Genomic DNA, 20229 nt, shown 5'->3' on the forward strand with positions numbered 1-20229 from the left:
GGAAGCCGCCCGACGCTCCAATCGCCGAACCTAGAGCAAAGCGCGTTCATGACTGAACGCTTGTTTGCTCTAACTCCTTGGTTAGACGCGTCTTTGCGATTCTGGGTGACTCCGTAAGATCGCAAAACGCTACGGAAGCGGTCTGTCCGCATCACACGAGCTGGCCGGTATGTTTCTGCCGGACCAGGATTGTGCTTGAGCTGCCATGATCATTGTTGAGATACCCTGGTTCGATCCCCTAGAAGCCGCGGCCGCCATGGCCAGCCAGCCGCGACTGGCCCTGCTCGACAGCGCCATGCCTCATGAAACGCTGGGGCGGTGGTCCTATCTGGCCGCCTCCCCTTTCGGCCGGTTCCAGGTCGTCGACGGTGTTGCGCGCTGGAACGATACCGCCATCGACGGCAGCCCCATGGAGGCCTTGCGTCACCTGCTGCGGCAATACGCCCGGCCCCTCCTGCCGGGAGCGCCCCCCTTCAGCGGCGGCGCCATCGGCAGTTTCACCTATGAAGCGGGCCATCTGTTCGAGCGTTTCGGACCATCGGTTCCACCAGCCGCGCCAGGCGTTCCCCAGATCGATCTGCCGTTCTACGACCACCTCCTTGCCTTCGATACCATCGAGAAGCGGGCCTTCGCCATCGCGCCGAACCAGGCGGGCATCGAGCGGCTCGTCGAGGGGCTCGAGGCCCAGCCCCACCGGGCATCGGCGCCACGTGCATTGACCTGGCGCGACAGCCGCAGCCGGAGCGAATACGAAGCCGAGGTCGCACGCGTGGTTGGCTATATCCGCGACGGCGACATCTTCCAGGCCAATCTCTCCCATCGCTTCAGCGCCACGCCCCAGGACGGCGCCGATCCGCTGGCAACCTATCTCGCCCTGCGGCGGTCCAATCCGGCACCTTTCGCCGCCCTGCTGGTCGACGGCACCGGCTTTATCGCCTCTACCTCGCCCGAGCGTTTTCTGCGCCTGGACGCCGGCAGGGTCGAGGCCCGGCCGATCAAGGGCACCAAGCGCCGCTGCACCCACCCTGCCATGGATATCGCCATCGCCCAGTCGCTCGCCCGCAGCGAAAAGGACCGGGCCGAGAACATCATGATCGTCGACCTCCTGCGCAACGACCTGTCGCGCGTCTGCGATGCGGGCAGCGTCGAGGTTCCCCTGTTGTGCGGCATCGAAACCTATGCCTCGGTGCACCATCTGACCTCGGCGGTGACGGGCCTCCTCAAGCAGGGGCTCGATGTCACCGACCTGATCGCCGCCACCTTCCCCGGTGGCTCGATCACCGGGGCACCGAAGATCCGCGCCATGGAAATCATCGGAGAACTCGAACGTGAGCCGCGCGGCGCCTATTGCGGCGCCATCGGCTGGATCGGCTTCGACGGCGCGGCCGACCTGAACATCGCCATCCGTACGCTCAGCTATGACGGCAAGGACCTCTCGGTCCGGGCCGGCGGCGGCATCACGCTGCTCTCCGATCCCTTTGCCGAATATGACGAGACCCTGGCCAAGGCCGAGCGGCTCATTGCGGCCTTCGAGGATCCAGCCCGCGCGGAGGAAGCGGCATGATCCTGATCGTCGACAATTACGATTCCTTCGTCTTCAACGTCTCTCGTTATTTCGAGGAGGCCGATGCAAAGACCCATGTCGTCCGCAATGATGCCGTGAGCGCCGATGACGTCATCCGTCTCGGCGCCAAGGCCCTGGTGTTTTCGCCTGGTCCGAAGGCGCCGCGCGACGCCGGCGCTTCGCTCGACCTGATCAGGCTCTTTTCCGGCAAACTGCCCATCCTCGGCATCTGCCTCGGCCACCAGTGCATCGGCGAAGTCTTCGGTGGGCGCACAGCCCATGCCCGTACGCCCATGCATGGCCGCGCCTCGCGCATCGAACATCGGGGCGGCGGCCTGTTCGCCGGGCTGCCGCAGCCCTTCGAGGCGGCACGCTACCATTCGCTGATCGTCGAGATCGACGAGGATGGCCCGCTGGAGGTCACGGCGCGCAGCGACGAGGGCGAGATCATGGCACTTACCCATCGCCAGCATCCCACTTTCGGCGTGCAGTTCCATCCGGAGTCGATCCTGACGCCACAGGGACATCAGATCATCCGCGCGTTCCTGGATCGCGTGCAGTGAGCTTCTTTCTTCATCGTCTCCTGGCGGACGGCAATGCCGGCGCCCCGCTGGTCAATGCCCTCGATCGCGGCTTCCAGCTCGGGGATGGCGTATTCGACACCATGAGCTGCTTCAAGGGACGCCCTCTTGCAGAAGAGCGCCACCGCGCCCGACTCATCCGGCATGCTGCGGCCATCGGCATCGATGTCGACCCCAACCGGCTGAAAGAAGCGCTTGACGGCCTGCTGACAGAGTTGGGCGAACGCCATGCCATCGTGCGCACGACGGTGACGCGCGGACAGGCTGCCAGGGGCCTATGGCCGCCGCCGAGCGATCAAGCGCCAAGCAATTCCCCTACCATACTGGTGACGGCCCAACCCTGGAGCCCCGGCCTTGTCGGCCAGCCTGCGCGTCTCGTCGAAGCCGGCCTGCCGCGCAACCAGCTCTCGCCGCTCGCCCGCCTGAAATCCCTCAACTACCTGGAAAATATCCTGGCCGCGCGCCGGGCCGCCGAGGCCGGCGCCGACGATGCCCTGATCCGCAATCTCGACGGCAATGCCGTTTCATCCACAATCGCCAATCTCTTCGCCCTCATCGATGGCCGGTTCGTCACTCCTCCCTGCGCCGATGGCTGCCTTGACGGCATCATGCGCGAACTGGTGCTGGAGGAAGCGAAGACCCTTGGCCTGGAGGTCGGCGAGGCCAGCCTCACACCGGCCTTGTTCGAGCGCAGCGAAGCTCTGTTCCTCACCAATTCCGTTCGTTTGATCCGTCCGGTCACGGCGCTGGGCAATCAGAGCCTGGTCCCGCCTCCCGAGGCAGCCTTGTCCATCAACCGTCTCTTCAATGCCCTCCTGGCGCGCATCGACCACGACACCGGCGCGCGCCTGGACATAGCCCTTCCCATCCAGTGAGCAGTGTTTCCATGATCTACGTCGCCCTCGGTGCCAATCTTCCATCCTCCGAAGGAGCTCCCCGGGAAACCCTGCGCCGGGCGGTATCCGCCCTGGCGGCCCGTGGATTGACGATTTCCGCGCGTTCGCGCCTGTTCCTGACCGAACCAGTGCCGCGCTCGGACCAACCCTGGTATGCCAACCAGGTCATCGCCATCGAGAGCACCCTCACGCCCCATCAGATTCTCTCCGTCCTGCTCGACGTCGAATTGCAGTTCGGGCGCGAACGCAGCGAACGCAATGCCGCCCGCACGCTGGATCTCGACCTGATCGGCTATGGCAGCGATATCATCGACACGCCGGACCTCGTGGTGCCGCATCCGCGCATGCATGAGCGGGCCTTCGTCCTCGCACCGCTTGCCGACATCGCCCCGAGCTGGCGTCATCCCGTCAATGGGGAAACCGTCAGCCTGATGCTGGCGCGCAGTGATCGAGCCCATGTGCGAGCGCTCAGGACGGTGCCGCTGCTGATGGGCATCGTCAACGTCACGCCCGATTCCTTCTCCGACGGCGGACGCTATGACAATGCCGAGACGGCCATCGCCCATGCCCGCCAGTTGATGGAGGAAGGCGCCGACATTCTCGACATCGGTGGCGAGTCGACGCGTCCGGGGGCCTCCCCCGTCGACATCGAAACCGAATGGCAGCGCGTCGGCCCCGTGATCGAGGCCCTCGCCGAGGAGGCCAAACGACGCTACCGCCTGATCTCCATCGATACTCGCCACGCCGAGATCATGGCCCGCGCACTCGCCGCGGGCGCCACCATGATCAACGACGTCACGGCCCTGGACGATCCAGCCAGCCGCCGGGCCGTCGCCGATCATGATGCCCCCGTGGTGCTCATGCATATGCAGGGCGATCCACAGAGCATGCAGATCAATCCTGTTTATGCAGACGTGGTGAAGGATGTCTGCGCCGAGCTGAGCTTCAAATGCGAGCGCGCCATCAAGGATGGCATCGCCGCCTCACGCCTGTGGCTCGACCCCGGCATCGGCTTCGGCAAGACGATGGAACACAATTTGGCCCTGCTCGACGCCACCCCGCAATTGCGTGCCCTCGGCTTTCCCGTGCTGATCGGGGCTTCCCGCAAGATCTTCATCCGCGGCGTCGACCGCCATGGGCCGGCCTCGGAGCGCGTAGCCGGATCGGTTTCCGCCGCTCTCTCCGCCGCGCAGCGCGGCGCCGATGCGGTGCGCGTCCACGATGTCGCGCAGACGCGGCAAGCCCTGGCCGTCTGGAGCGCGGTCGAAGGGCAGGCGATGAGCTGATTTAAAGTGTTTTCCAGAAACGTTGATAGACCTTCCGATTAAGAAAACGCGTCGAAACAAGGGATTAGAGCAAAACAACGATCGGAGAAAAGTCGTTTTGCTCTAAGTTTCAGACGACCCGGCGCAATCGTGGCTGACGGTCGAAGAAGCGAAACAGGAGCAGGCCAGCCAGGAAGCCGCCTATGTTACCCGGCCAGCCGGGCATCACCTGCGACGTGGTGAGGATCAACGGGCTGACGGCATTCCAGGCCGTGATGAAGGCGAAGACGGCGAGCCAGATGCGTACGTTCTGGTCTGCCAGAGCGTCCCTTAAGGTCCAGGCCGGCTTGCGAAAGGCCGCACCGCCGGCGACCCGAAACGCCGCCATCGCCGATCCGCCCTTGAAGAGAAAATGGATCGAAGCCGCGAACAGGCCCGACAGGCCGCCACCTGCGCCCACCATGGCGGCAGCACTGCCCCAATAGAACAGCAGGCAGGCGAACGAGCCTGCAACGGTACACAGGGCGGTGAAGGCCAGAAAGCGCCAGGTACCGAAACGCCAGGCTACCGCAGCACCCAGGATCAGCAAGGCCGCACCATTGATCATCAACGTGCCTGGATCGGACTGAAGAAAGAAACAGGTCAGGAAGCCGGCAATATCGGCAAGATGTCCGCCGGGCCAGGCAATGCTCTCCCCGATCGAGGGATCGTAGCGCAGGGGCGTGAAGGCGAAGACCCCGACCAGCCAAGCGCTCCAACTTCCGGGTATCACCGCCCGGGCAATGTGAACGAGGACAATGAGGCCCGTGAGCAGCAGCACGACCGCCGGCACGTTGAAGGCCGCCGGCGGATCGATATTGCCGCGCGATTTCAATGACAAAGACATATCTCCTGAAGCAGGAAGCAAACTGTGGTCATCCGCCCGGTCATTCTTAACATCGATTCGGCTTCATTAACCTTTTGTTAACATTAATAATTCGTTTCCAGGCGGTAACCATCCTCCCCCCTGCCGTCCGCGCCCATGCCGGTGCTATCGTCACCTCCTCGCCCGCCTATGACGGGCAGGAGCGGCGTTCGAACGAAGGTCGCTCGCATCGCTGAAGCACGGGCACGGGCCGACCTCAATCGGAACATGCCACTGGCGCCTTGTGATCCGGCAGATACGCCGTGAACCACGGGACGCTCTAGCCAATCCGTCGGGTTGGCTTGGAAACAGAGAGTTAGAGCAAAAGGCGTTCAGCCGAACGCTGCTCTGGGGGCGGCTGACCAATGAAGAATACGGCGACACGCGATCTCTACGGCTACTGGGACCAGTTGCGTGGTCAACGGCCGGCTCCCGAACGTGTCGACATCGATCCGGGCGCCATCCGCCGCGTGCTGGGCGATACCTTCATCGTGGAGATCGACAAGAACCGCAGCTTTCCGTTCCGCCTGGCCGGAACCCGGATGTGCGCCCTGCTCGGCCAGGAACTGCGCGGTGCCTCCCTGCTCGATCGCTGGACCGATCGAACTGGCCTGGCGGAACTGGTAATGGCGGTATCGTCGGACCTGACGGCACGGGTGATTGCGCTGAGCGGCAGCACGCTGCAAGGCCATCATCTCGATCTGGAATTGCTGCTCCTGCCACTCCACCATCGCGGCAAGGCCAATTCGCGTATCCTCGGCAGCCTGACGCCAGGCGAGGCCCCCTATTGGATCGGCCTGCATCCCATTTCGCGTTTCGATATCGTCTCGGTGGAAGAGATCCCGGCAACCGCGCGCGTTCAGCGACGTACGGCCCTGCCTACAGGTACCCGGCGTTATGGCCATCTCACCCTGGTCGAAGGCGGCAAGGCCAGCGCCTGACCGGGCGTACGTTTTCTATTCAGAGGCATTTTCTCAATCGAAAAGCCTATCGGTTTTTCTGGAAAATGCCTTAGTGCAGCCGATAAGCCTGATCTCGCAGCGAGCCCGCCCGGCTGCAACGAAGCAAGTCGCCACCCACGCCGTCATCGGACAAGCGATCACGAATGGTGGTGAAACGATCCAGTTCGTGATGATAATCATCGGCGAGAACCTGCCAGTCCTCGACCTCTTCGAGCCTCGAGGCGGCGAAGCGGTCCGCAGCAGCCGCCATATCGGCATAGGCCAGCGCCACCGGCGAGGTCCGGAACAACGTGGTTTCGTTCAGTGAAACTTCGCCGGTATCGAGATCGCGAGCCTGAACGAGAAAGCCGTCAGACTGCGCGATGACTTCGTAGCACCAGCCCTGCCCTTCTGTACTTGCGATCAACATGGCGTCCTCCATCCACTCAACTTACGGCCATGATGCCAGAGCGGTGAAACTTCGAAGTGCCATCCTGCACACGTCATGGTTAACGCTTGATAACCAACAATGTTCAGGTACCCGGCGATTGCGTGCCATAATGACGCATGGAGTGTGACTATAGCGTGAACGCGCCTTGCAGCATTCTCGCAGCCGTCCTGGACGGCCCGAGAGCTACACGAGGCCGATGGTGCGCAACTCGCGCTGGAGCTCGATGGGTAGATCGGCATCAGCCGAGCCGGCCATGGCGAGATCGGGCGGCGCATCGGCCGCGCTGAGATAGCGCCAGCCCTGGAACGGACCGCGCGGGCGGGGATCGACGGCGACGACCGCCGGATCGAGCACGATGTCGCAACGCGAGATGCCGTGCTCGTCACGGCGCGCGCGCAAATCCGTGATGCGCTGGCGGCACGAGACAATGCCCTTGATCACCCAATAGAGCGAGCCGCCGTCGAGAATCGCCTCGCGGTTCTTCGGCATCATGCGCGTGGTGTGGATCTGTTCACCCGCCAGGCGCAGGCGCAGGGCGATCCATTCCTCGAGGTCGGCGATCGATTCGGCGCCGACACATAGCTTGATCAGGTTGAGGCTCATCACACTGAATCAATATCGACGATCGTTTCGGTTTCCTCGAGGGCTGCCGCTTCCCACTCCCGCCACATCGGCGTCGCCATCACCGCGTCCATGTAGCGGCGTACAGCGGCTGGCACCTTGATGTCGTAGGCGTGCAAGCGGTTCACCACCGGTGCCCACATCGCATCGGCATTGTTGAAATGCGCACCGAACAGGAAATCGCCACCACCGCCGAAACGCGTGCGGCAATCGATGATGAGATCGACCACCCTTTCCACACTCGCCAGGGTCTCGTCGTCGAGAGCGATGGCCTTGGGCCGGCGCTTGATGTTCATCGGACAATTGCGGCGCAGAGGCAGGAAACCGGCATGGATCTCGGCGCTGATGGCACGGGCGTGAGCCCGGCTCTCGCGATCCTCAGGCCAGAGCTGTGGCGCGATCTCGGCCAGATATTCGAGGATGGCGATGGATTCGTGCACCATGATGTCGCCATGGATCAGGATCGGCACCTTGCCGGCCGCCGAGGTCGCCTTGATCATCGCCGAGGTTTCGGGATGGCGCAGCCAGATGATCTGCTCCTCGAAGTGCATGCCGGCCGACTTTGCCGCCAGCCACGGACGCATGGACCAGGAGGAATAATTCTTGTTGCCGATGATCAGTTTCAAGGGGTGCACTCCAACACGGGCCGCACCATGCCGCCTCCTGCGCGGGCGCGCAAACGGAGATTTGCCTCCGTCAACATGCCGTAGGGGCCTGCAGTATGACGACCCGGGTGCCAAACATCCGGTTGCAAGCCGGCGGCAGCACCTTCATTGTCCCATCCACGAACTGCAACGCATCTGAGAGTCGTGCCTATGAAGAAGATGGTCTTGCTTGCCGGCCTGCTCACCCTTCCCCTGGCCAGTTGCGCCGTACCGGGAGGCGGTGGTTCCGATCGGCCCTATTACAGCGATCCCGGCTACTATGGCGGCAATTATTATGGCGATCACCGTCGCGACCGCCGCGATCGCTATCCTGGCAGAGCGCGCCCCGGCCGGCCAAATCCAGGAGAGCCAGGTGCGGATACAGGCCCCGGGCCTGGCCCGACTGCGGGTGGCGATTTCAGCTGGCGGAATGCCCCTCCCGGTTCAAGGCCACCGGTCACCTCCAACGTCGGTGGCTCTCCCGGCTTGTCTCGTCCTGGCTGGTCAGCCCCGGCCCCTCGAATCGGGAGCCCCTCGCCAACGCCCAGTGCGCCTCGGGTCGAAAGCCCATCGCCGGCCCCCAGTGCGCCAGCAGGCGCCGGCCCGGTCCATGATTGCCCGCCGGGTACAACCAGCTGCTGAACAAGGTCGCCCTAAGCAAGAAACGACCTCCAAGTGAAACGGGGTCTATGTTTCGAATGCAGAGAGCGGTTTTCGTTTCAAGGAATGGAAACCGCTCTACATTTTCATGGCGGGCACTAGGCGCTCTCCCCATCCAGATCGCGAGTTCAATGGTAGACAAGGACCTCCTGGAACAGACGGCACTGCGTCTGATCGCAGCCCTGCCGGCCGGCAAGACGATGGCGCCCGCCGACATCGCGCAAGAAATCGCGGGCAAGGCCGCCGATCAGTGGGGACCGTTGATGCAGCCGCTTCGCCGCATCGTCGTGCGCCTGGCCAAGGAAGGCCGGCTGGTGATCTATCGCAAGGGTGCGCCAGCCGATCCCGACGATTTCAAGGGCGTCTACCGGCTCGGACCGGTGCGGATCGACTGAGGCGAGGCGTCACCGGCGCTTTCAACGGTATTGAAGCTCAATTGGCGGCGATACTGCCGGTGGCGACGTTCTGGGCCAGGAAGTCCTGCCATTGCTGCTCGGAACCGGCAAAGGCGTTGCGGTCGACCTGCCCCTGGACGCCGGGCACCGAACCGGTGGCGGTATATTGCCAGAAGGCCCAGGAACGCTTGCCGTAGCGCCCGGAAGGATGGCCCTTCACCGAGCGCACCCAGAAGGGATAGCTCTCCAGTTCGCCGGTCAGGATTTCGCGGTGGAAGTCCACAGTGGTGTAGATGATCGGCTTCTTGCCATAGAAGCGCTCCATCTCGCGCAGGAACACCGCCATGTCGGCATGGATCTTCTGGGCAGGCGGACGCAGCTTGCAGGTCGGCGAGAGGTGGTTCCACTCCATGTCGAGAACCGGCGGCAGGGCATCGCTTGCCGGCGGCACATGGGTCTTGAACCAGGCGACCTGGTCCTCCACCGGCCGGCAGAAATAATAGAAATGATAGGCACCGGTCGGTATGCCCGCGGCGCGGGCTCCTTCCCAATTGGCCTTGAACTTGTCGTCGACGCGATCGCCGCCTTCCGTCGCCTTCAGATAGGCGAAGCGTACGCCTCCGCGAGCGGCAGCATTCCAGTCGATGACACCCTGATATTTCGAGACATCAATGCCGTGCACCGGAAACCTGTTCGCCTCGGGATAGGCTTGCTGAACGGTCGAGCAGGCACTGAGAACCAGTACACCTGCTGCGATGAGCCCATGGCGCATGAAGCACGACAGCGATCGCATTGTGAAACCCATTATGAATGGCCGTTACATCCGGCACTTCAACGACTGGAACACAGGGTAGAGAGAGAAGCTTAACCGCTCCTCACTGTCGACAAAAATCTTTGAAGACTCGGCCCGAAAACACGCCTATCAGGCGAATCATCCCCCATTACCGGTCAAATCCTATCATGAAAGTCCTGGCCCTAGCTGCCGCCCTCGCCTGCGCCCTGACTGCACCCACCCTCGCCGGCTGCCCGCCCGAGGCCCTGGGCGTGTCCCGTACGCTGCCCGTCGGCACCGTCGGCGGCGGCGCAGTGGGTTTCAAGACCTATCCCCAGACCCTGCGGCTGGCCCCTGGAGAGGTGGTACTGACCTTCGACGACGGGCCGATGCCAGGGCGCACGGAAAAGATCCTGGATGCTCTTTCAAGCCAATGCGTGAAGGCCACCTTCTTCATGATCGGCCGCAACGCCGCTGCCGCTCCCGCCCTGGCCGCCAGGGTCGCAAAGGAGGGACATACGGTCGCCTATCATTCGATGACTCACCCAGTGCTGCGGCGCCTGCCATTCGAGCGGGCTCGCGCCGATATCGAGAACGGCTATCGTGCCGTCGACAAGGCGGTATGGGGCGCAGCCAGCGAGCGCCCGCACCAACCCTTCTTCCGCTTTCCGGGCTTCGCCGACAGCCCTGCCCTCGACCAATGGCTCGCCTCGCTGGACATGGTGGTGTTCGGGGCCGATCTGTGGGCCAGCGATTGGGAACCTGAGACGCCTCAGGAGGAGCTCAAGCTGGTTCTGGGGCGGCTCGAGAAGAACAAGGGCGGCATTGTGCTTCTGCACGACATCCAACCCCGCACCGTGGCCATGCTGCCGCAATTTCTGCAGGAGTTGAAGATGCGCGGATTCCGGATCGTGCATATGGTGCCCGGCTCCGGCGCGCTCGAAACGACACCGGCTCCCGCTGGCTGGTTCTCCCAGACCGAGCGCATCCTCGCGGGCCAGGGCAGACCGGTCGGCAAGGTCCGGCGCCCATTGTCGCAATAGCTATCGACAAACCAAAAAGGCGATCCGTTTCCGGATCGCCTTTGGAGCCAAGCTCGAATTTGGTGCGGTCAAGAGGACTCGAACCTCCACTGGTCTCCCAACTACCACCTCAAGGTAGCGCGTCTACCAATTCCGCCATGACCGCGGTTGCTGCACAGGGCCGGCTCGAAGAACGCGCTGCCATGTGAAGCGGCGCATCGTCTAACAGATCGATCACAGGGCAGCAAGGGCAATTCACGCTTTTCCTTCACTTAGCATGCAAGCCCTTGTCGAAGCCCCGAAATCCGCCGATATGAAGGGCTTGTTTCCCCGATTGGAACCGATCCAGTGACCAGCCGCAATGCCCTCGACCACAGTTTCCTGCCCGGACGCGATTCTCCGCCGGTGGAGTGGCAGGTGATTGCGGGCCTCAGTCCCTATGAGCAAACCATTGCGGCCATGGAGGCCAGGGCAACAGCGATCGCGGACGGGACGGCCGACGAATGCGTCTGGCTGCTCGAACACCCGCCCCTCTACACCGCCGGCACCTCGGCCCGGCGAGAGGATCTGGTTGCTCCCGATCGTTTCCCGGTGCACCAGACCGGGCGAGGCGGGCAATATACCTATCACGGTCCCGGCCAGCGCGTGGCCTATGTCATGCTCGATCTCAAGCGCCGCCGGCAGGACGTGAGGCGGTTGGTGACGGCACTGGAGGCCTGGCTGATCGAAACGCTCTGGTCCTTTCACGTGCGAGGCGAGCGCCGCGAGGACCGGGTCGGCGTCTGGGTGAGACGCCCGGAGCGCGGCGAAGGCGCCGAAGACAAGATCGCGGCTATCGGCATCCGCCTCAAGCGCTGGGTCTCCTTCCACGGCATCGCCATCAATGTGGAACCCGATCTCGAGCATTTCTCCGGCATCGTTCCCTGCGGCGTCCGCGACCATGGCGTGACCAGCCTGGTCGACCTCGGCCTGCCGGTGACGCTGGAGGATGTCGATCTTGCCTTGCGCCAGACCTTCGAGCCGATCTTCGGGCAGACGCACCTGCCGCGTGCAGAAACCGATTCGGGAAATGCCGCCAAGGCACTGGGATCATGCGCTTAAAATATTTTGCGGTTTGGTGAATCACCAAGAATCGCAAAGACGCCTTAGCCAATCCTTTGGATTGGCTTGGGAACAAGGAATTGGAAGCAAATAAGCGTTCACGCTTGTGCGGGCTTTGCTCCAGGCCGGAGCTGACCTTGCGGCTACCAGCTCGTTCTCGTGCTGGAGGCGAGCCCGCTTCCGGGAATGATCGCCAATGCGATCAGCCAGCCGACCATGGGACCGCTGAACAAGCTGAATGTCGCCAGGGCCTGCTGCCAGGACGCCAAGGCCCCCCGGTCGAGAACGAAGATCGCAATGGCGACCGCCAGCAGATAGAGACCCAGAAAGGCTGGAATCACCAGGCCGGACCAGCCGAAATCATGGAGGCGCTTGCGTGAGAGACAGATGGCGGACCAGGCGATGGCAGCCACAAACGCAAAGGAGCCCAGGCCATAAGGACCGCTCCAGCCCTGCAGGGCATGATGCCCCCCGACGGCGAGCGCCGCCAGCAGCACCACACCGGTGGTGAAGGCAACGCGATCGATCGCGCCGGACGGTGAAAGCAGCAAACGCAGGATGACGACTGACAGCATTGTCCTGACAACGCAATGAACCCAAGCTGGATATGCTTGTAACATCCGCGGGTTAACGTCGCGTTTCGAAGTTTTGATTCGGCCGGATCGCAAAGAGCTTCAGAGCCGACCGGTTGCCACCCGCATCTTGTCGGCCAGGCCGCCGCCTATCCGCCGGTAGAGGGCATGTGCGATCTGCTCATCCCGTTTGCACAGTGCCTTGAGCTTGTCCTGGTCGAAAGCCAGCACCCGCACGGCATTTTCCGTGACCACCGTGGCGGTCGCCGGCACGCCGGTGGCAAAGGACACGTCCCCAACGAAGGCCCCGGCGCCGACATGGGCAACGAGCTGGTCGCGTACGCGCACTTCCGTCTGCCCTTCACAGATGAAAGTGAGCTCATGCACCGGATCGGCCTCGGTGGTCACGATCGAGCCAGGCTCCAGAGTGCGCCATTCCGCTGTCCGCAGAAGCTGGGCGATCTGCGCCTTGTCGAGGTCTCCGACGATGGGCTTGATGAAGGCCTGTTCGTCGGCCGAGAGCTTCAGGCTGAGACGGTCGCGCAGGAGAATGCCGAGCTGTACCAGATTGATCAGGATGAAGGCGCTGTCCCAGGCGATCGAGGGCCAGACGGCCGAGCCGCTGAACAGGAAATAGACAACCTCCAGGGCGATGCCGACTACCGCAGCAAGCCTCAGCCAGAAGATGTTGGTCAGGAGGTAGGATATGGCGATGATGGCATAGGCGATATGGCCGGGGAGCGCGCCCCAGCTGAAGAACTGGTCCCAGACGCTCAAACCCACTCCCCTTGCAATTCGACGACCTGGCTCTCAGGCGAAATCCATGATCACCGCATCGACGGCCAGCGTATCGCCTGGCTTGACGCGGATCTTCTTGACGGTCGCGTCACGCTCGGCACGCAGGACGTTCTCCATCTTCATCGCCTCGACGACGCAGAGCGCCTCCCCGGCCTTGACCTCCTGCCCCTCCGTGACCTCGATGGCCCGGACCAGCCCGGGCATCGGACACAGCAAGGCAGTCGTGAGTGCCGCGCTGCTCTTGACCGGCATCAGGCGGGCGAGCTCGGCTTCGCGCTGGGTGTAGATGCGAATGTCGGCGGCGGCGCCGCGATGGGCCAGCACCACGCCATTGGCAATGGCGTGCACCAGCATGGATACCGGCTCGCCATGGATGCGGCCCGACCATACCGGCTGTCCGGGCTTCCAATCGGAGGTCAGCGTCACCAGGCGTTCCGGCGCTCCCTCCGGCGAGAGGAAGGTCACCTGCATCTCTCCGCGCGCTTCGTCGACCTCGACGGTGAAGGAGGTATCGCCGAGAACAGCCACGCGACGGCGCTCGAACACCACCGGCTTGCCGACCATCTGCCCGCTGATGCCGCGCTTGCGCTGGTTCTGGATATGGTCGATCGCGGTGGCGACCGCCGCCAACCGGTCGGCGACTGCACCCTGGGGCGGGCTGACCGAAAAGCCGCCCGGAAATTCCTCGGCGATGAAGGCGGTCGACAACCGCCCCTCCTGCCAACGCTCATGCTGCATGAGAGCCGCAAGGAAAGGAATATTGTGGCGGATACCTTCGATGGCAAAGCTGTCGAGCGCGTCCGACATGGCGGCGATCGCACCGGCGCGCGTCGGAGCATGGGTGCAAAGCTTGGCGATCATCGGGTCGTAGTGGAGCGAGATCTCGCCCCCCTCGAACACGCCGGTGTCGTTGCGCACCGTAACGCCCTTCTCGCGCCGCTCGGCCGGCGGGCGATACTGGGTCAGCCGGCCGATCGAGGGCAGGAAATTGCGCAGGGGATCCTCGGCATAGACGCGCGATTCCACCGCCCAGCCCGACAGCTTGATATCGGACTGCTTCAAGGCCAGTTTTTCACCGGCGGCAACCCGAAACATCTGCTCGACGAGATCGATGCCGGTCACCAGTTCGGTCACGGGATGCTCGACCTGAAGGCGGGTGTTCATCTCCAGGAAGTAGAAGCTCTTGTCCTGCCCGGCCACGAATTCCACGGTGCCGGCGGAATCATAATTGACCGCCTTGGCGAGCGCGACGGCCTGGGCCCCCATCAAGGACCGCGTCTCGGCGTCCAGCAATGGCGAGGGTGCTTCCTCGATCACCTTCTGGTTGCGGCGCTGGATCGAGCATTCGCGCTCGCCAAGATGGATGACGTTGCCATGCTTGTCGCCGAGCACCTGGATCTCGATATGACGCGGCTCGACGATGAATTTTTCGATGAAGACGCGGTCGTCGCCGAAGCTCGCCTTGGCCTCCGAACGCGCCAGGCGGAAACCTTCTTCGACTTCGGCCGACGAGTAGGCGATGCGCATGCCCTTGCCGCCACCACCGGCAGAGGCCTTGATCATCACCGGATACCCGATCTCCTCGGCGATGCGGATGGCGGCCCGGCCATCCTCGATGATGCCGAGATGCCCCGGCACGGTGGAAACGCCCGCTGCTGCAGCCGCCTTCTTGGATTCGATCTTGTCCCCCATCGCAGCGATGGCATGCGGATTGGGACCGACGAAGATGATGCCGGCTTGCTTGAGTGCCGTGGCGAAGGCCTCCCGCTCCGACAGGAAGCCATAGCCGGGATGCACCGCGTCGGCGCCGGTCTTGCGGCAGGCCTCGATGATCTTCTCGATCTGGAGATAGGATTGGGCGGCGGGTGGCGGGCCGATATGGACGGCTTCATCGGCCATCTCGACATGCAGGGCGTCGCGATCGGCATCGGAATAGACGGCAACCGTTGCGATGCCCATCCGCCGTGCCGTCTTGATGATGCGGCAGGCGATTTCCCCGCGATTGGCGATCAGAACTTTGGAAAACATGCCAGCAATCACCCAGAATGCCTTTTTAGGGCCCGCTGCCCTTCTCTAGGGCGTCTCATAGATTGCGGCCGCACGCAATAAGCCCGCGGGGAGATTCAGGCGGCGTGCACCGCTGATCGCAGGACCTCTGGGGATTCCCGCCACAACGCTGTTCCCTCCTCGCTTTACGCCCCCTGCCCCTTTGCTAAGATCCGGACTGGCTTCAGGGGTGGTGGGGACCACATGCGCATGAGGATCGTCCATATCAGGGCCGTGCTGTCGGTCGCGATATTCGTCGGCCTGTGGGGCTCAGCCGGCGTGGCCCATGCCGACAAGCGCGTTGCCCTGCTGATCGGCAATGCCCGCTATCAGAATGCCGTGATGCTGATCAATCCGCCCAATGACGTCAGCGGCATGAAGGCAGCATTGAGCCAGGCCGGCTTCACCATCATCCAGCCTGAAAACGATCTGACCCGCCAGGGCATGGTGCAGGCATTGCGAGCCTTCGAAACGCAGGCCACCACGGCGGACGTGGCGGTGATCTATTATTCAGGCCACGGCATGGAACTCAACGGCGTCAATTATCTCCTGCCGGTGGACGCCCGCCTCGCGACCGACCGGGACGTCGAGGACGAAGCCGTGACCCTCGACAGGGTTCTGCGCTCGATCGAAGGAACCTCTCGCCTTAAGCTGGTGATCCTGGATGCCTGCCGCAACAATCCCTTTCTGCCACGCATGAGCCGCAGCAACGCCAATCGGGCAGTCTCTCGCGGTCTGGCCCGCGTCGAGCCAGCCGGCACGAACACCCTGATTGCCTATTCAGCCGCCGCCGGCACTGTGGCCGCCGACGGCGACGGTCTGAACAGTCCCTTCACTGCCTCGCTGATCAAGCGCATCGTCGAACCCGGCATCGATGTCCGCATCATGCTCGGTAATGTGCGCGACGATGTCATGTCCGATACCGGGAACCAGCAGCAGCCTTTCGTCAACGGATCGCTCGGCGGTGGCGTCCTGTCCCTGATGGAAGCACCGGCCTCGGCCGGTGCTTCTCCCGCGACGGATCCGCTCTTCGGGGAGGCTGCACAGGTCTGGCCAGCGCTACGGGGCAGCACGGATGTCGGTGAACTCGAGACTTTCCGCAAGCGCTACGCCAACACCTTCTTCGGCGAACTGGCTGACAAACGCATCAAGGAGCTGTCGGTGCCGGCGACGACAAAGACGGCGCCTCCTGTCGTCCCGCAGACGGCGTCGGATCCCGCCGCCTGAAACCGAATGCAACAGGCTGGCCGCCGGCCCGCTGGATCCGGACCGGGTCGGTGCAGGCGTGCTGTTCGGGCAGATCGATGTCGCCCGGGCCGTCGCGGCCTGCAACGATGCCCTGCATCAATATCCCGGCACCAAGCGGCTGCTCTTCCAGTATGGGCGCGCCCTCGATGCCGCCAAGCGCCACGCCGAGGCCTTCGCCACCTATCAGCAGGCCTTCGCCGCCGGCAGCCTTGCCGCGGCACACAATCTCGCCTTCCTCTATCGCGAGGGCAGCGGCGTACCGCGCGATTATGCCGAAGCCTTGCGCTGGTTCCGCAAGGCCGCCGATGGCGGCTATGCCAATTCTTATGTGAGTATCGGCTATCTCTACGAACTCGGGCTCGGTGTATCCCGGGACTATACCGAGGCCATGCGCTGGTATCGCCAGGGCGCCGACCGCGGCGACGTGGAAAGCCATGCCAACATCGCCCTGCTCTACGAAGGCGGCAAGGGCGTGAAGCGGGACTATGCCGAGGCCCTGCGCTGGTACCAGAAGGCTGCCGATCTCGGCGACACCAACAGCCTGGCCAGCCTCGCCTCCTACTACAACAACGGCCGGGGCACGGCGAAGAATCCGATGGAAGCCGCCGACTATGCCTTCAAGGCCCTGGAGCGCGGTTCCGAGTTCGAGCTCAACGAGCTGCTGACCAACGCCAAGGCTTGGTCGCCACGCTTCCATTCCGAGATGCTGCTCAAGCTCAAGGCCCGGGGCTATTATGACGGCCCGATCACTTCAAGCTTCAACGAGCAGGCGCGCGCCGCCCTGCGCAAATTGGCGGGCAGATAAGACGAGGCGATAAGATTTGGGATGAACGGGCTGATGCCGAGATTCATCCCTGGCAGCCAACACCTTGCCGAAAAAGCAGAATGCCGGCCCAAGGGCCGGCATTCGATGAGATGGATTCGAGTGGATCGAGCCAATCAGATCATCTGGCTGATCGACTGCTCCCAATTGTTGGTCGCTGCCATCTGGCGCGGATCGACCAGGGCCAGCAGGGCCCGCTCGGCGCGGCTCACCCGACCATCGTGCTGGATGCGTCGGTTCAGCCAGGCACTATCGCGATCGGCCAGAACCACGGGCGTAGCCAGCGAACGGCCGCCCGTATTGCTCGGCTGGTTGGTCGCCAGCAGATGGGCCTGAATGGTCTCGGCAAATAGCCCGTCCCAGGCCGGGTCCTCGCTGTTGCAGCCTTCGGCCATGTCGAACAGCATCTCGGCTTCCTGGCGCGAGACGATACGACGCTTGGCGCCCTTCTCGACCTGGAAGAGGCGGGCCATGTTGGCGATGTCCTGCGTATCGATCACGCGGGAGAAATGGATGCGGCCCTTGGCGGCCGGTCCCTCGCCCGTCATCGCGGCATGCTGGATCTGGTGCAATGCGAAGCTGGCGAGATCATCCGGTACGCTGTCGGCCTGTTCGACCAGGTTGATCAGCAAGCCGAGCTCGGCGGCATTGGCCACCAGTCCCTCGCCGCCATCGAGCATCGAAAGCACCCAGGCTCCCTGCTCCTTGGAAATACTGCCCTTTGGCTCGTTGCGATCCAGGACGAAAGCCGTCAGCATTTCCTCGAAGAGGGCGTTGAAACCCTTGTTGCGCCCGGCCAGTACGCCCTGAAGCGCAAAGAGTGCGTCGGCATCGGCGGCCTGGAGCTGCACGCCGTCCTGCCAACGCTGACGCATTTGCTGGACTTCGGAATCCTCGATCGAACCGCGCTCCAGGGCGGGTTGAATCAGAGTTGCGATAGGTGACGTCACCATAGTGTCGTGCCTTGCCTTGGTTTGCGCCAAACTCGCGGCGCCTCATGATGCCAATTTGAGCCTGGACCACTCAAAGTGGCGTTAATGAGTCTCACCCTAAGGGCCGCACATGGCCAAAGAATGTGCGGTTCGCCACAATCCTGTGGCAATGTCGGGCCGAAATCCGATCATTCACAGCTTCTGGCTTGGCGGCCACCAAGGGGTCGACGATAGAGCCGATGTAAAGAAGCCGATCCGTTACACCCGATATCTATCTGATATCAAACCCTTTTCAGGGTTCAGCCATGCCGCTGCCGCAGGCCTGCCCTGCGAGGCGCGCTTCGCAGGGCAGGCCTGCAGGAAACGCTGCGCGCGGGATTCACCATGTTTTGTCATTTTCCCCTACGGCAGGCAGAATAACCGATAGGGCCGCCTCACTATAGCGGGATGTTGTCGTGCTTCTTGCGGGGAGCCTCGACATGCTTGTTACGCAGCATGGCAAGGGCCCGTGCCACGCGCTTGCGTGTCTGGGACGGCTGGACCACTTCGTCGATATAGCCGCGCTCCGCGGCGACGAAGGGCGAAAGAAATCGGTCTTCGTAGCCCTTGACGTGCTTGGCGATCTTTTCCGGGTCATCCATGTCCTGGCGGAAGATGATCTCCACGGCGCCCTTGGCCCCCATTACCGCGATCTGGGCCGTCGGCCAGGCATAGTTGACGTCGGCCCCGACATGTTTGGAGGCCATGACGTCATAGGCACCGCCATAGGCCTTGCGGGTGATCACCGTCACCAGCGGTACCGTAGCCTGCGAATAGGCGAACAGCAGCTTGGCGCCATGCTTGATCAGGCCGCCATATTCCTGCGCTGTGCCGGGCAGGAAGCCGGGAACATCGACAAGGGTGACAATCGGGATCTCGAAGGCGTTGCAGAAGCGCACGAAGCGCGCGCCCTTGCGGCTGGCATCGGAATCGAGCACGCCGGCCAGCACCATCGGCTGGTTGGCGACGATGCCGATGGTGCGCCCCGCAATGCGCGCAAAGCCCGTGATGATGTTGCGTGCGAACGTCGACTGGATCTCGAAGAAGTCCCCCTCGTCCGCCAGCTTGGTGACGAGTTCCTTCATGTCATAGGGCTTGTTGGGATTGTCCGGCACCAGCGTGTCGAGCGAAGGCTCGAGCCGTTCGATATCGTCGAAGGACGGGATCTCCGGCGGTCCCTCGCAATTGTTGGCCGGCAGGAAATCGATGAGCCGGCGCATCTGCAGCAGAGCCTCGACATCGTTCTCATAGGCGCCATCCGCTACGGAGGAGCGTACGGCATGCACGGATGCGCCGCCGAGTTCCTCGGCCGTCACCGTCTCGTTGGTGACCGTCTTGGTGACGTCAGGGCCAGTGACGAACATGTAGCTGGTGTCCTTCACCATGAAGATGAAGTCGGTCATGGCCGGCGAATAGACGTCCCCGCCCGCGCAAGGCCCCATGATCAGCGAAATCTGCGGGATCACGCCGGAGGCCAGCACGTTCCGCCGGAAGACCTCGCCATAGCCTCCCAGCGCTGCCACGCCTTCCTGGATGCGGGCACCGCCAGCATCGAACAGGCCGATGATCGGCGCCCGATTCTTCAGCGCCATGTCCTGGATCTTGTTGATCTTGTTGGCGTGGGTCTCCGACAGCGAGCCGCCGAACACCGTGAAATCCTTGGCGAAGACGAAGACTTTGCGGCCATTCACCGTGCCCCAGCCGGTGACGACGCCATCGCCGGCGATGTGGGTGCGATCCATGCCGAAATCGACGGCGCGGTGCTCGACGAAGGCATCGAATTCCTCGAAGGAGCCAGCATCGAGCAACAGTTCCAGGCGTTCGCGTGCGGTGAGTTTGCCCTTGGCGTGCTGCGCGGCAATGCGCTTTTCGCCGCCGCCCAGCAGGGCCTGGGTGCGGCGTGTGTCGAGTTCGGCCAGGATATGCTTCATGAAGGGCGCTTCCCGCGGCTCTT

Annotated in this window: 20 protein-coding genes and 1 tRNA gene; 10 read left to right on the top strand and 11 right to left on the bottom strand. The window is 63.2% G+C overall.

Annotated elements, in window-relative coordinates:
* Positions 1-205 precede the first annotated feature (205 nt).
* Genes pabB through folP form a run of 4 tightly spaced genes read left to right on the top strand, consistent with a single transcriptional unit; the run spans position 206 to position 4327 of the window.
* Positions 206-1564 (top strand): aminodeoxychorismate synthase component I, encoded by a 1359-nt coding sequence (gene pabB / locus ACTJKX_RS18045; RefSeq protein ID WP_440726062.1) that lies wholly within the window; start codon positions 206-208, stop codon positions 1562-1564.
* Positions 1561-2127, top strand: coding sequence for an anthranilate synthase component II (locus tag ACTJKX_RS18050; protein WP_394309628.1), 567 nt, complete (start codon positions 1561-1563; stop codon positions 2125-2127). Before pabB ends, ACTJKX_RS18050 begins: the two co-directional genes overlap by 4 nt.
* Positions 2124-3020 (top strand): aminotransferase class IV, encoded by an 897-nt coding sequence (locus ACTJKX_RS18055; RefSeq protein WP_440726063.1) that lies wholly within the window; start codon positions 2124-2126, stop codon positions 3018-3020. Before ACTJKX_RS18050 ends, ACTJKX_RS18055 begins: the two co-directional genes overlap by 4 nt.
* Before the next feature lie 11 nt (positions 3021-3031).
* Positions 3032-4327, top strand: coding sequence for a dihydropteroate synthase (folP, locus tag ACTJKX_RS18060; protein ID WP_311938650.1), 1296 nt, complete (start codon positions 3032-3034; stop codon positions 4325-4327).
* 109 nt (positions 4328-4436) lie between these two features.
* Here folP and ACTJKX_RS18065 read toward each other — a convergent pair whose 3' ends face one another.
* Positions 4437-5186, bottom strand: a complete 750-nt coding sequence (locus tag ACTJKX_RS18065; protein ID WP_367626839.1) for a rhomboid family intramembrane serine protease — start codon at positions 5184-5186, stop codon at positions 4437-4439.
* A gap of 389 nt (positions 5187-5575) precedes the next feature.
* On the opposite strand from ACTJKX_RS18065, the gene ACTJKX_RS18070 reads away from it, so the two are divergent.
* Complete coding sequence (locus tag ACTJKX_RS18070; protein WP_394309632.1) at positions 5576-6151, top strand: PAS domain-containing protein; 576 nt, start codon at positions 5576-5578, stop codon at positions 6149-6151.
* Between the two features lie 70 nt (positions 6152-6221).
* Here ACTJKX_RS18070 and ACTJKX_RS18075 read toward each other — a convergent pair whose 3' ends face one another.
* From ACTJKX_RS18075 to ACTJKX_RS18085, 3 genes are all read right to left on the bottom strand, one after another.
* The gene (locus ACTJKX_RS18075; protein WP_311938645.1) at positions 6222-6581 is read right to left on the bottom strand and encodes a hypothetical protein; all 360 of its coding nucleotides are present in this window, start codon (positions 6579-6581) and stop codon (positions 6222-6224) included.
* Between the two features lie 204 nt (positions 6582-6785).
* Complete coding sequence (locus tag ACTJKX_RS18080; protein WP_440726064.1) at positions 6786-7205, bottom strand: DUF1489 family protein; 420 nt, start codon at positions 7203-7205, stop codon at positions 6786-6788.
* Positions 7205-7849, bottom strand: coding sequence for a glutathione S-transferase (locus ACTJKX_RS18085; protein ID WP_367626842.1), 645 nt, complete (start codon positions 7847-7849; stop codon positions 7205-7207). The genes ACTJKX_RS18080 and ACTJKX_RS18085 overlap by 1 nt, the downstream gene beginning before the upstream one ends.
* Positions 7850-8658: 809 nt before the next feature.
* Here ACTJKX_RS18085 and ACTJKX_RS18090 point away from each other — a divergent pair.
* A complete protein-coding gene (locus ACTJKX_RS18090) occupies positions 8659-8922 on the top strand; it encodes a DUF3253 domain-containing protein (RefSeq protein ID WP_367626843.1) in 264 nt (87 codons plus the stop codon).
* 37 nt (positions 8923-8959) lie between these two features.
* On the opposite strand, the gene ACTJKX_RS18095 is transcribed toward ACTJKX_RS18090, so the two are convergent.
* Entirely contained in the window at positions 8960-9715 is a 756-nt protein-coding gene (locus ACTJKX_RS18095; protein ID WP_311938637.1) for a glycoside hydrolase family 25 protein, read from the bottom strand.
* 167 nt (positions 9716-9882) lie between these two features.
* Here ACTJKX_RS18095 and ACTJKX_RS18100 point away from each other — a divergent pair, with 167 nt between their 5' ends.
* Positions 9883-10737, top strand: a complete 855-nt coding sequence (locus tag ACTJKX_RS18100) for a polysaccharide deacetylase family protein (RefSeq protein WP_440726065.1) — start codon at positions 9883-9885, stop codon at positions 10735-10737.
* A gap of 60 nt (positions 10738-10797) precedes the next feature.
* Here the strand turns inward: ACTJKX_RS18100 and ACTJKX_RS18105 are convergent.
* Positions 10798-10882, bottom strand: a tRNA-Leu gene (locus ACTJKX_RS18105).
* Between the two features lie 182 nt (positions 10883-11064).
* Between ACTJKX_RS18105 and lipB the strand changes: the two genes are divergently transcribed.
* The gene (lipB, locus tag ACTJKX_RS18110) at positions 11065-11817 is read left to right on the top strand and encodes a lipoyl(octanoyl) transferase LipB (protein WP_367626845.1); all 753 of its coding nucleotides are present in this window, start codon (positions 11065-11067) and stop codon (positions 11815-11817) included.
* 143 nt (positions 11818-11960) lie between these two features.
* On the opposite strand, the gene ACTJKX_RS18115 is transcribed toward lipB, so the two are convergent.
* The 3 genes from ACTJKX_RS18115 to ACTJKX_RS18125 all read right to left on the bottom strand — a co-directional run bounded on the left by ACTJKX_RS18115 (position 11961) and on the right by ACTJKX_RS18125 (position 15215).
* Positions 11961-12392, bottom strand: a complete 432-nt coding sequence (locus ACTJKX_RS18115; RefSeq protein ID WP_394309638.1) for a hypothetical protein — start codon at positions 12390-12392, stop codon at positions 11961-11963.
* 99 nt (positions 12393-12491) lie between these two features.
* Positions 12492-13166: a Crp/Fnr family transcriptional regulator gene (locus ACTJKX_RS18120; RefSeq protein ID WP_394309639.1), complete on the bottom strand. Its 675-nt coding sequence runs from the start codon at positions 13164-13166 to the stop codon at positions 12492-12494.
* Positions 13167-13199: 33 nt separating this feature from the next.
* Positions 13200-15215 carry an acetyl-CoA carboxylase biotin carboxylase subunit gene (locus ACTJKX_RS18125; protein WP_440726066.1) on the bottom strand — a complete coding sequence of 672 codons (2016 nt, stop codon included), beginning with the start codon at positions 15213-15215 and terminating at the stop codon, positions 13200-13202.
* Between the two features lie 228 nt (positions 15216-15443).
* Here ACTJKX_RS18125 and ACTJKX_RS18130 point away from each other — a divergent pair, with 228 nt between their 5' ends.
* A complete protein-coding gene (locus ACTJKX_RS18130; protein WP_440726067.1) occupies positions 15444-16460 on the top strand; it encodes a caspase family protein in 1017 nt (338 codons plus the stop codon).
* Between the two features lie 58 nt (positions 16461-16518).
* Positions 16519-17286, top strand: coding sequence for a tetratricopeptide repeat protein (locus ACTJKX_RS18135; RefSeq protein WP_440726068.1), 768 nt, complete (start codon positions 16519-16521; stop codon positions 17284-17286).
* A gap of 134 nt (positions 17287-17420) precedes the next feature.
* Here the strand turns inward: ACTJKX_RS18135 and ACTJKX_RS18140 are convergent, their stop codons facing one another.
* Positions 17421-18257 (bottom strand): hypothetical protein, encoded by an 837-nt coding sequence (locus ACTJKX_RS18140; RefSeq protein ID WP_440726069.1) that lies wholly within the window; start codon positions 18255-18257, stop codon positions 17421-17423.
* Positions 18258-18673: 416 nt separating this feature from the next.
* On the bottom strand, positions 18674-20206 hold the full coding sequence (locus tag ACTJKX_RS18145) for an acyl-CoA carboxylase subunit beta (RefSeq protein ID WP_311934480.1): 1533 nt from the start codon (positions 20204-20206) through the stop codon (positions 18674-18676).
* Positions 20207-20229: the final 23 nt, after the last annotated feature.

It is taken from the genome of Labrys sp. 22185 (genome assembly GCF_052045555.1).
GTDB lineage: Bacteria > Pseudomonadota > Alphaproteobacteria > Rhizobiales > Labraceae > Labrys > Labrys neptuniae.

Coding starts and splice junctions, on each gene's coding strand:
- pabB (WP_440726062.1), top strand. CDS start 206: ATGATCATTGTTGAGATACCCTGGTTCGATCCCCTAGAAGCCGCGGCC.
- ACTJKX_RS18050 (WP_394309628.1), top strand. CDS start 1,561: ATGATCCTGATCGTCGACAATTACGATTCCTTCGTCTTCAACGTCTCT.
- folP (WP_311938650.1), top strand. CDS start 3,032: ATGATCTACGTCGCCCTCGGTGCCAATCTTCCATCCTCCGAAGGAGCT.
- ACTJKX_RS18070 (WP_394309632.1), top strand. CDS start 5,576: ATGAAGAATACGGCGACACGCGATCTCTACGGCTACTGGGACCAGTTG.
- ACTJKX_RS18075 (WP_311938645.1), bottom strand. CDS start 6,581: ATGTTGATCGCAAGTACAGAAGGGCAGGGCTGGTGCTACGAAGTCATC.
- ACTJKX_RS18080 (WP_440726064.1), bottom strand. CDS start 7,205: ATGAGCCTCAACCTGATCAAGCTATGTGTCGGCGCCGAATCGATCGCC.
- ACTJKX_RS18090 (WP_367626843.1), top strand. CDS start 8,659: ATGGTAGACAAGGACCTCCTGGAACAGACGGCACTGCGTCTGATCGCA.
- ACTJKX_RS18095 (WP_311938637.1), bottom strand. CDS start 9,715: ATGCGATCGCTGTCGTGCTTCATGCGCCATGGGCTCATCGCAGCAGGT.
- ACTJKX_RS18100 (WP_440726065.1), top strand. CDS start 9,883: ATGAAAGTCCTGGCCCTAGCTGCCGCCCTCGCCTGCGCCCTGACTGCA.
- ACTJKX_RS18115 (WP_394309638.1), bottom strand. CDS start 12,392: ATGCTGTCAGTCGTCATCCTGCGTTTGCTGCTTTCACCGTCCGGCGCG.
- ACTJKX_RS18125 (WP_440726066.1), bottom strand. CDS start 15,215: ATGTTTTCCAAAGTTCTGATCGCCAATCGCGGGGAAATCGCCTGCCGC.
- ACTJKX_RS18130 (WP_440726067.1), top strand. CDS start 15,444: ATGAGGATCGTCCATATCAGGGCCGTGCTGTCGGTCGCGATATTCGTC.
- ACTJKX_RS18140 (WP_440726069.1), bottom strand. CDS start 18,257: ATGGTGACGTCACCTATCGCAACTCTGATTCAACCCGCCCTGGAGCGC.
- ACTJKX_RS18145 (WP_311934480.1), bottom strand. CDS start 20,206: ATGAAGCATATCCTGGCCGAACTCGACACACGCCGCACCCAGGCCCTG.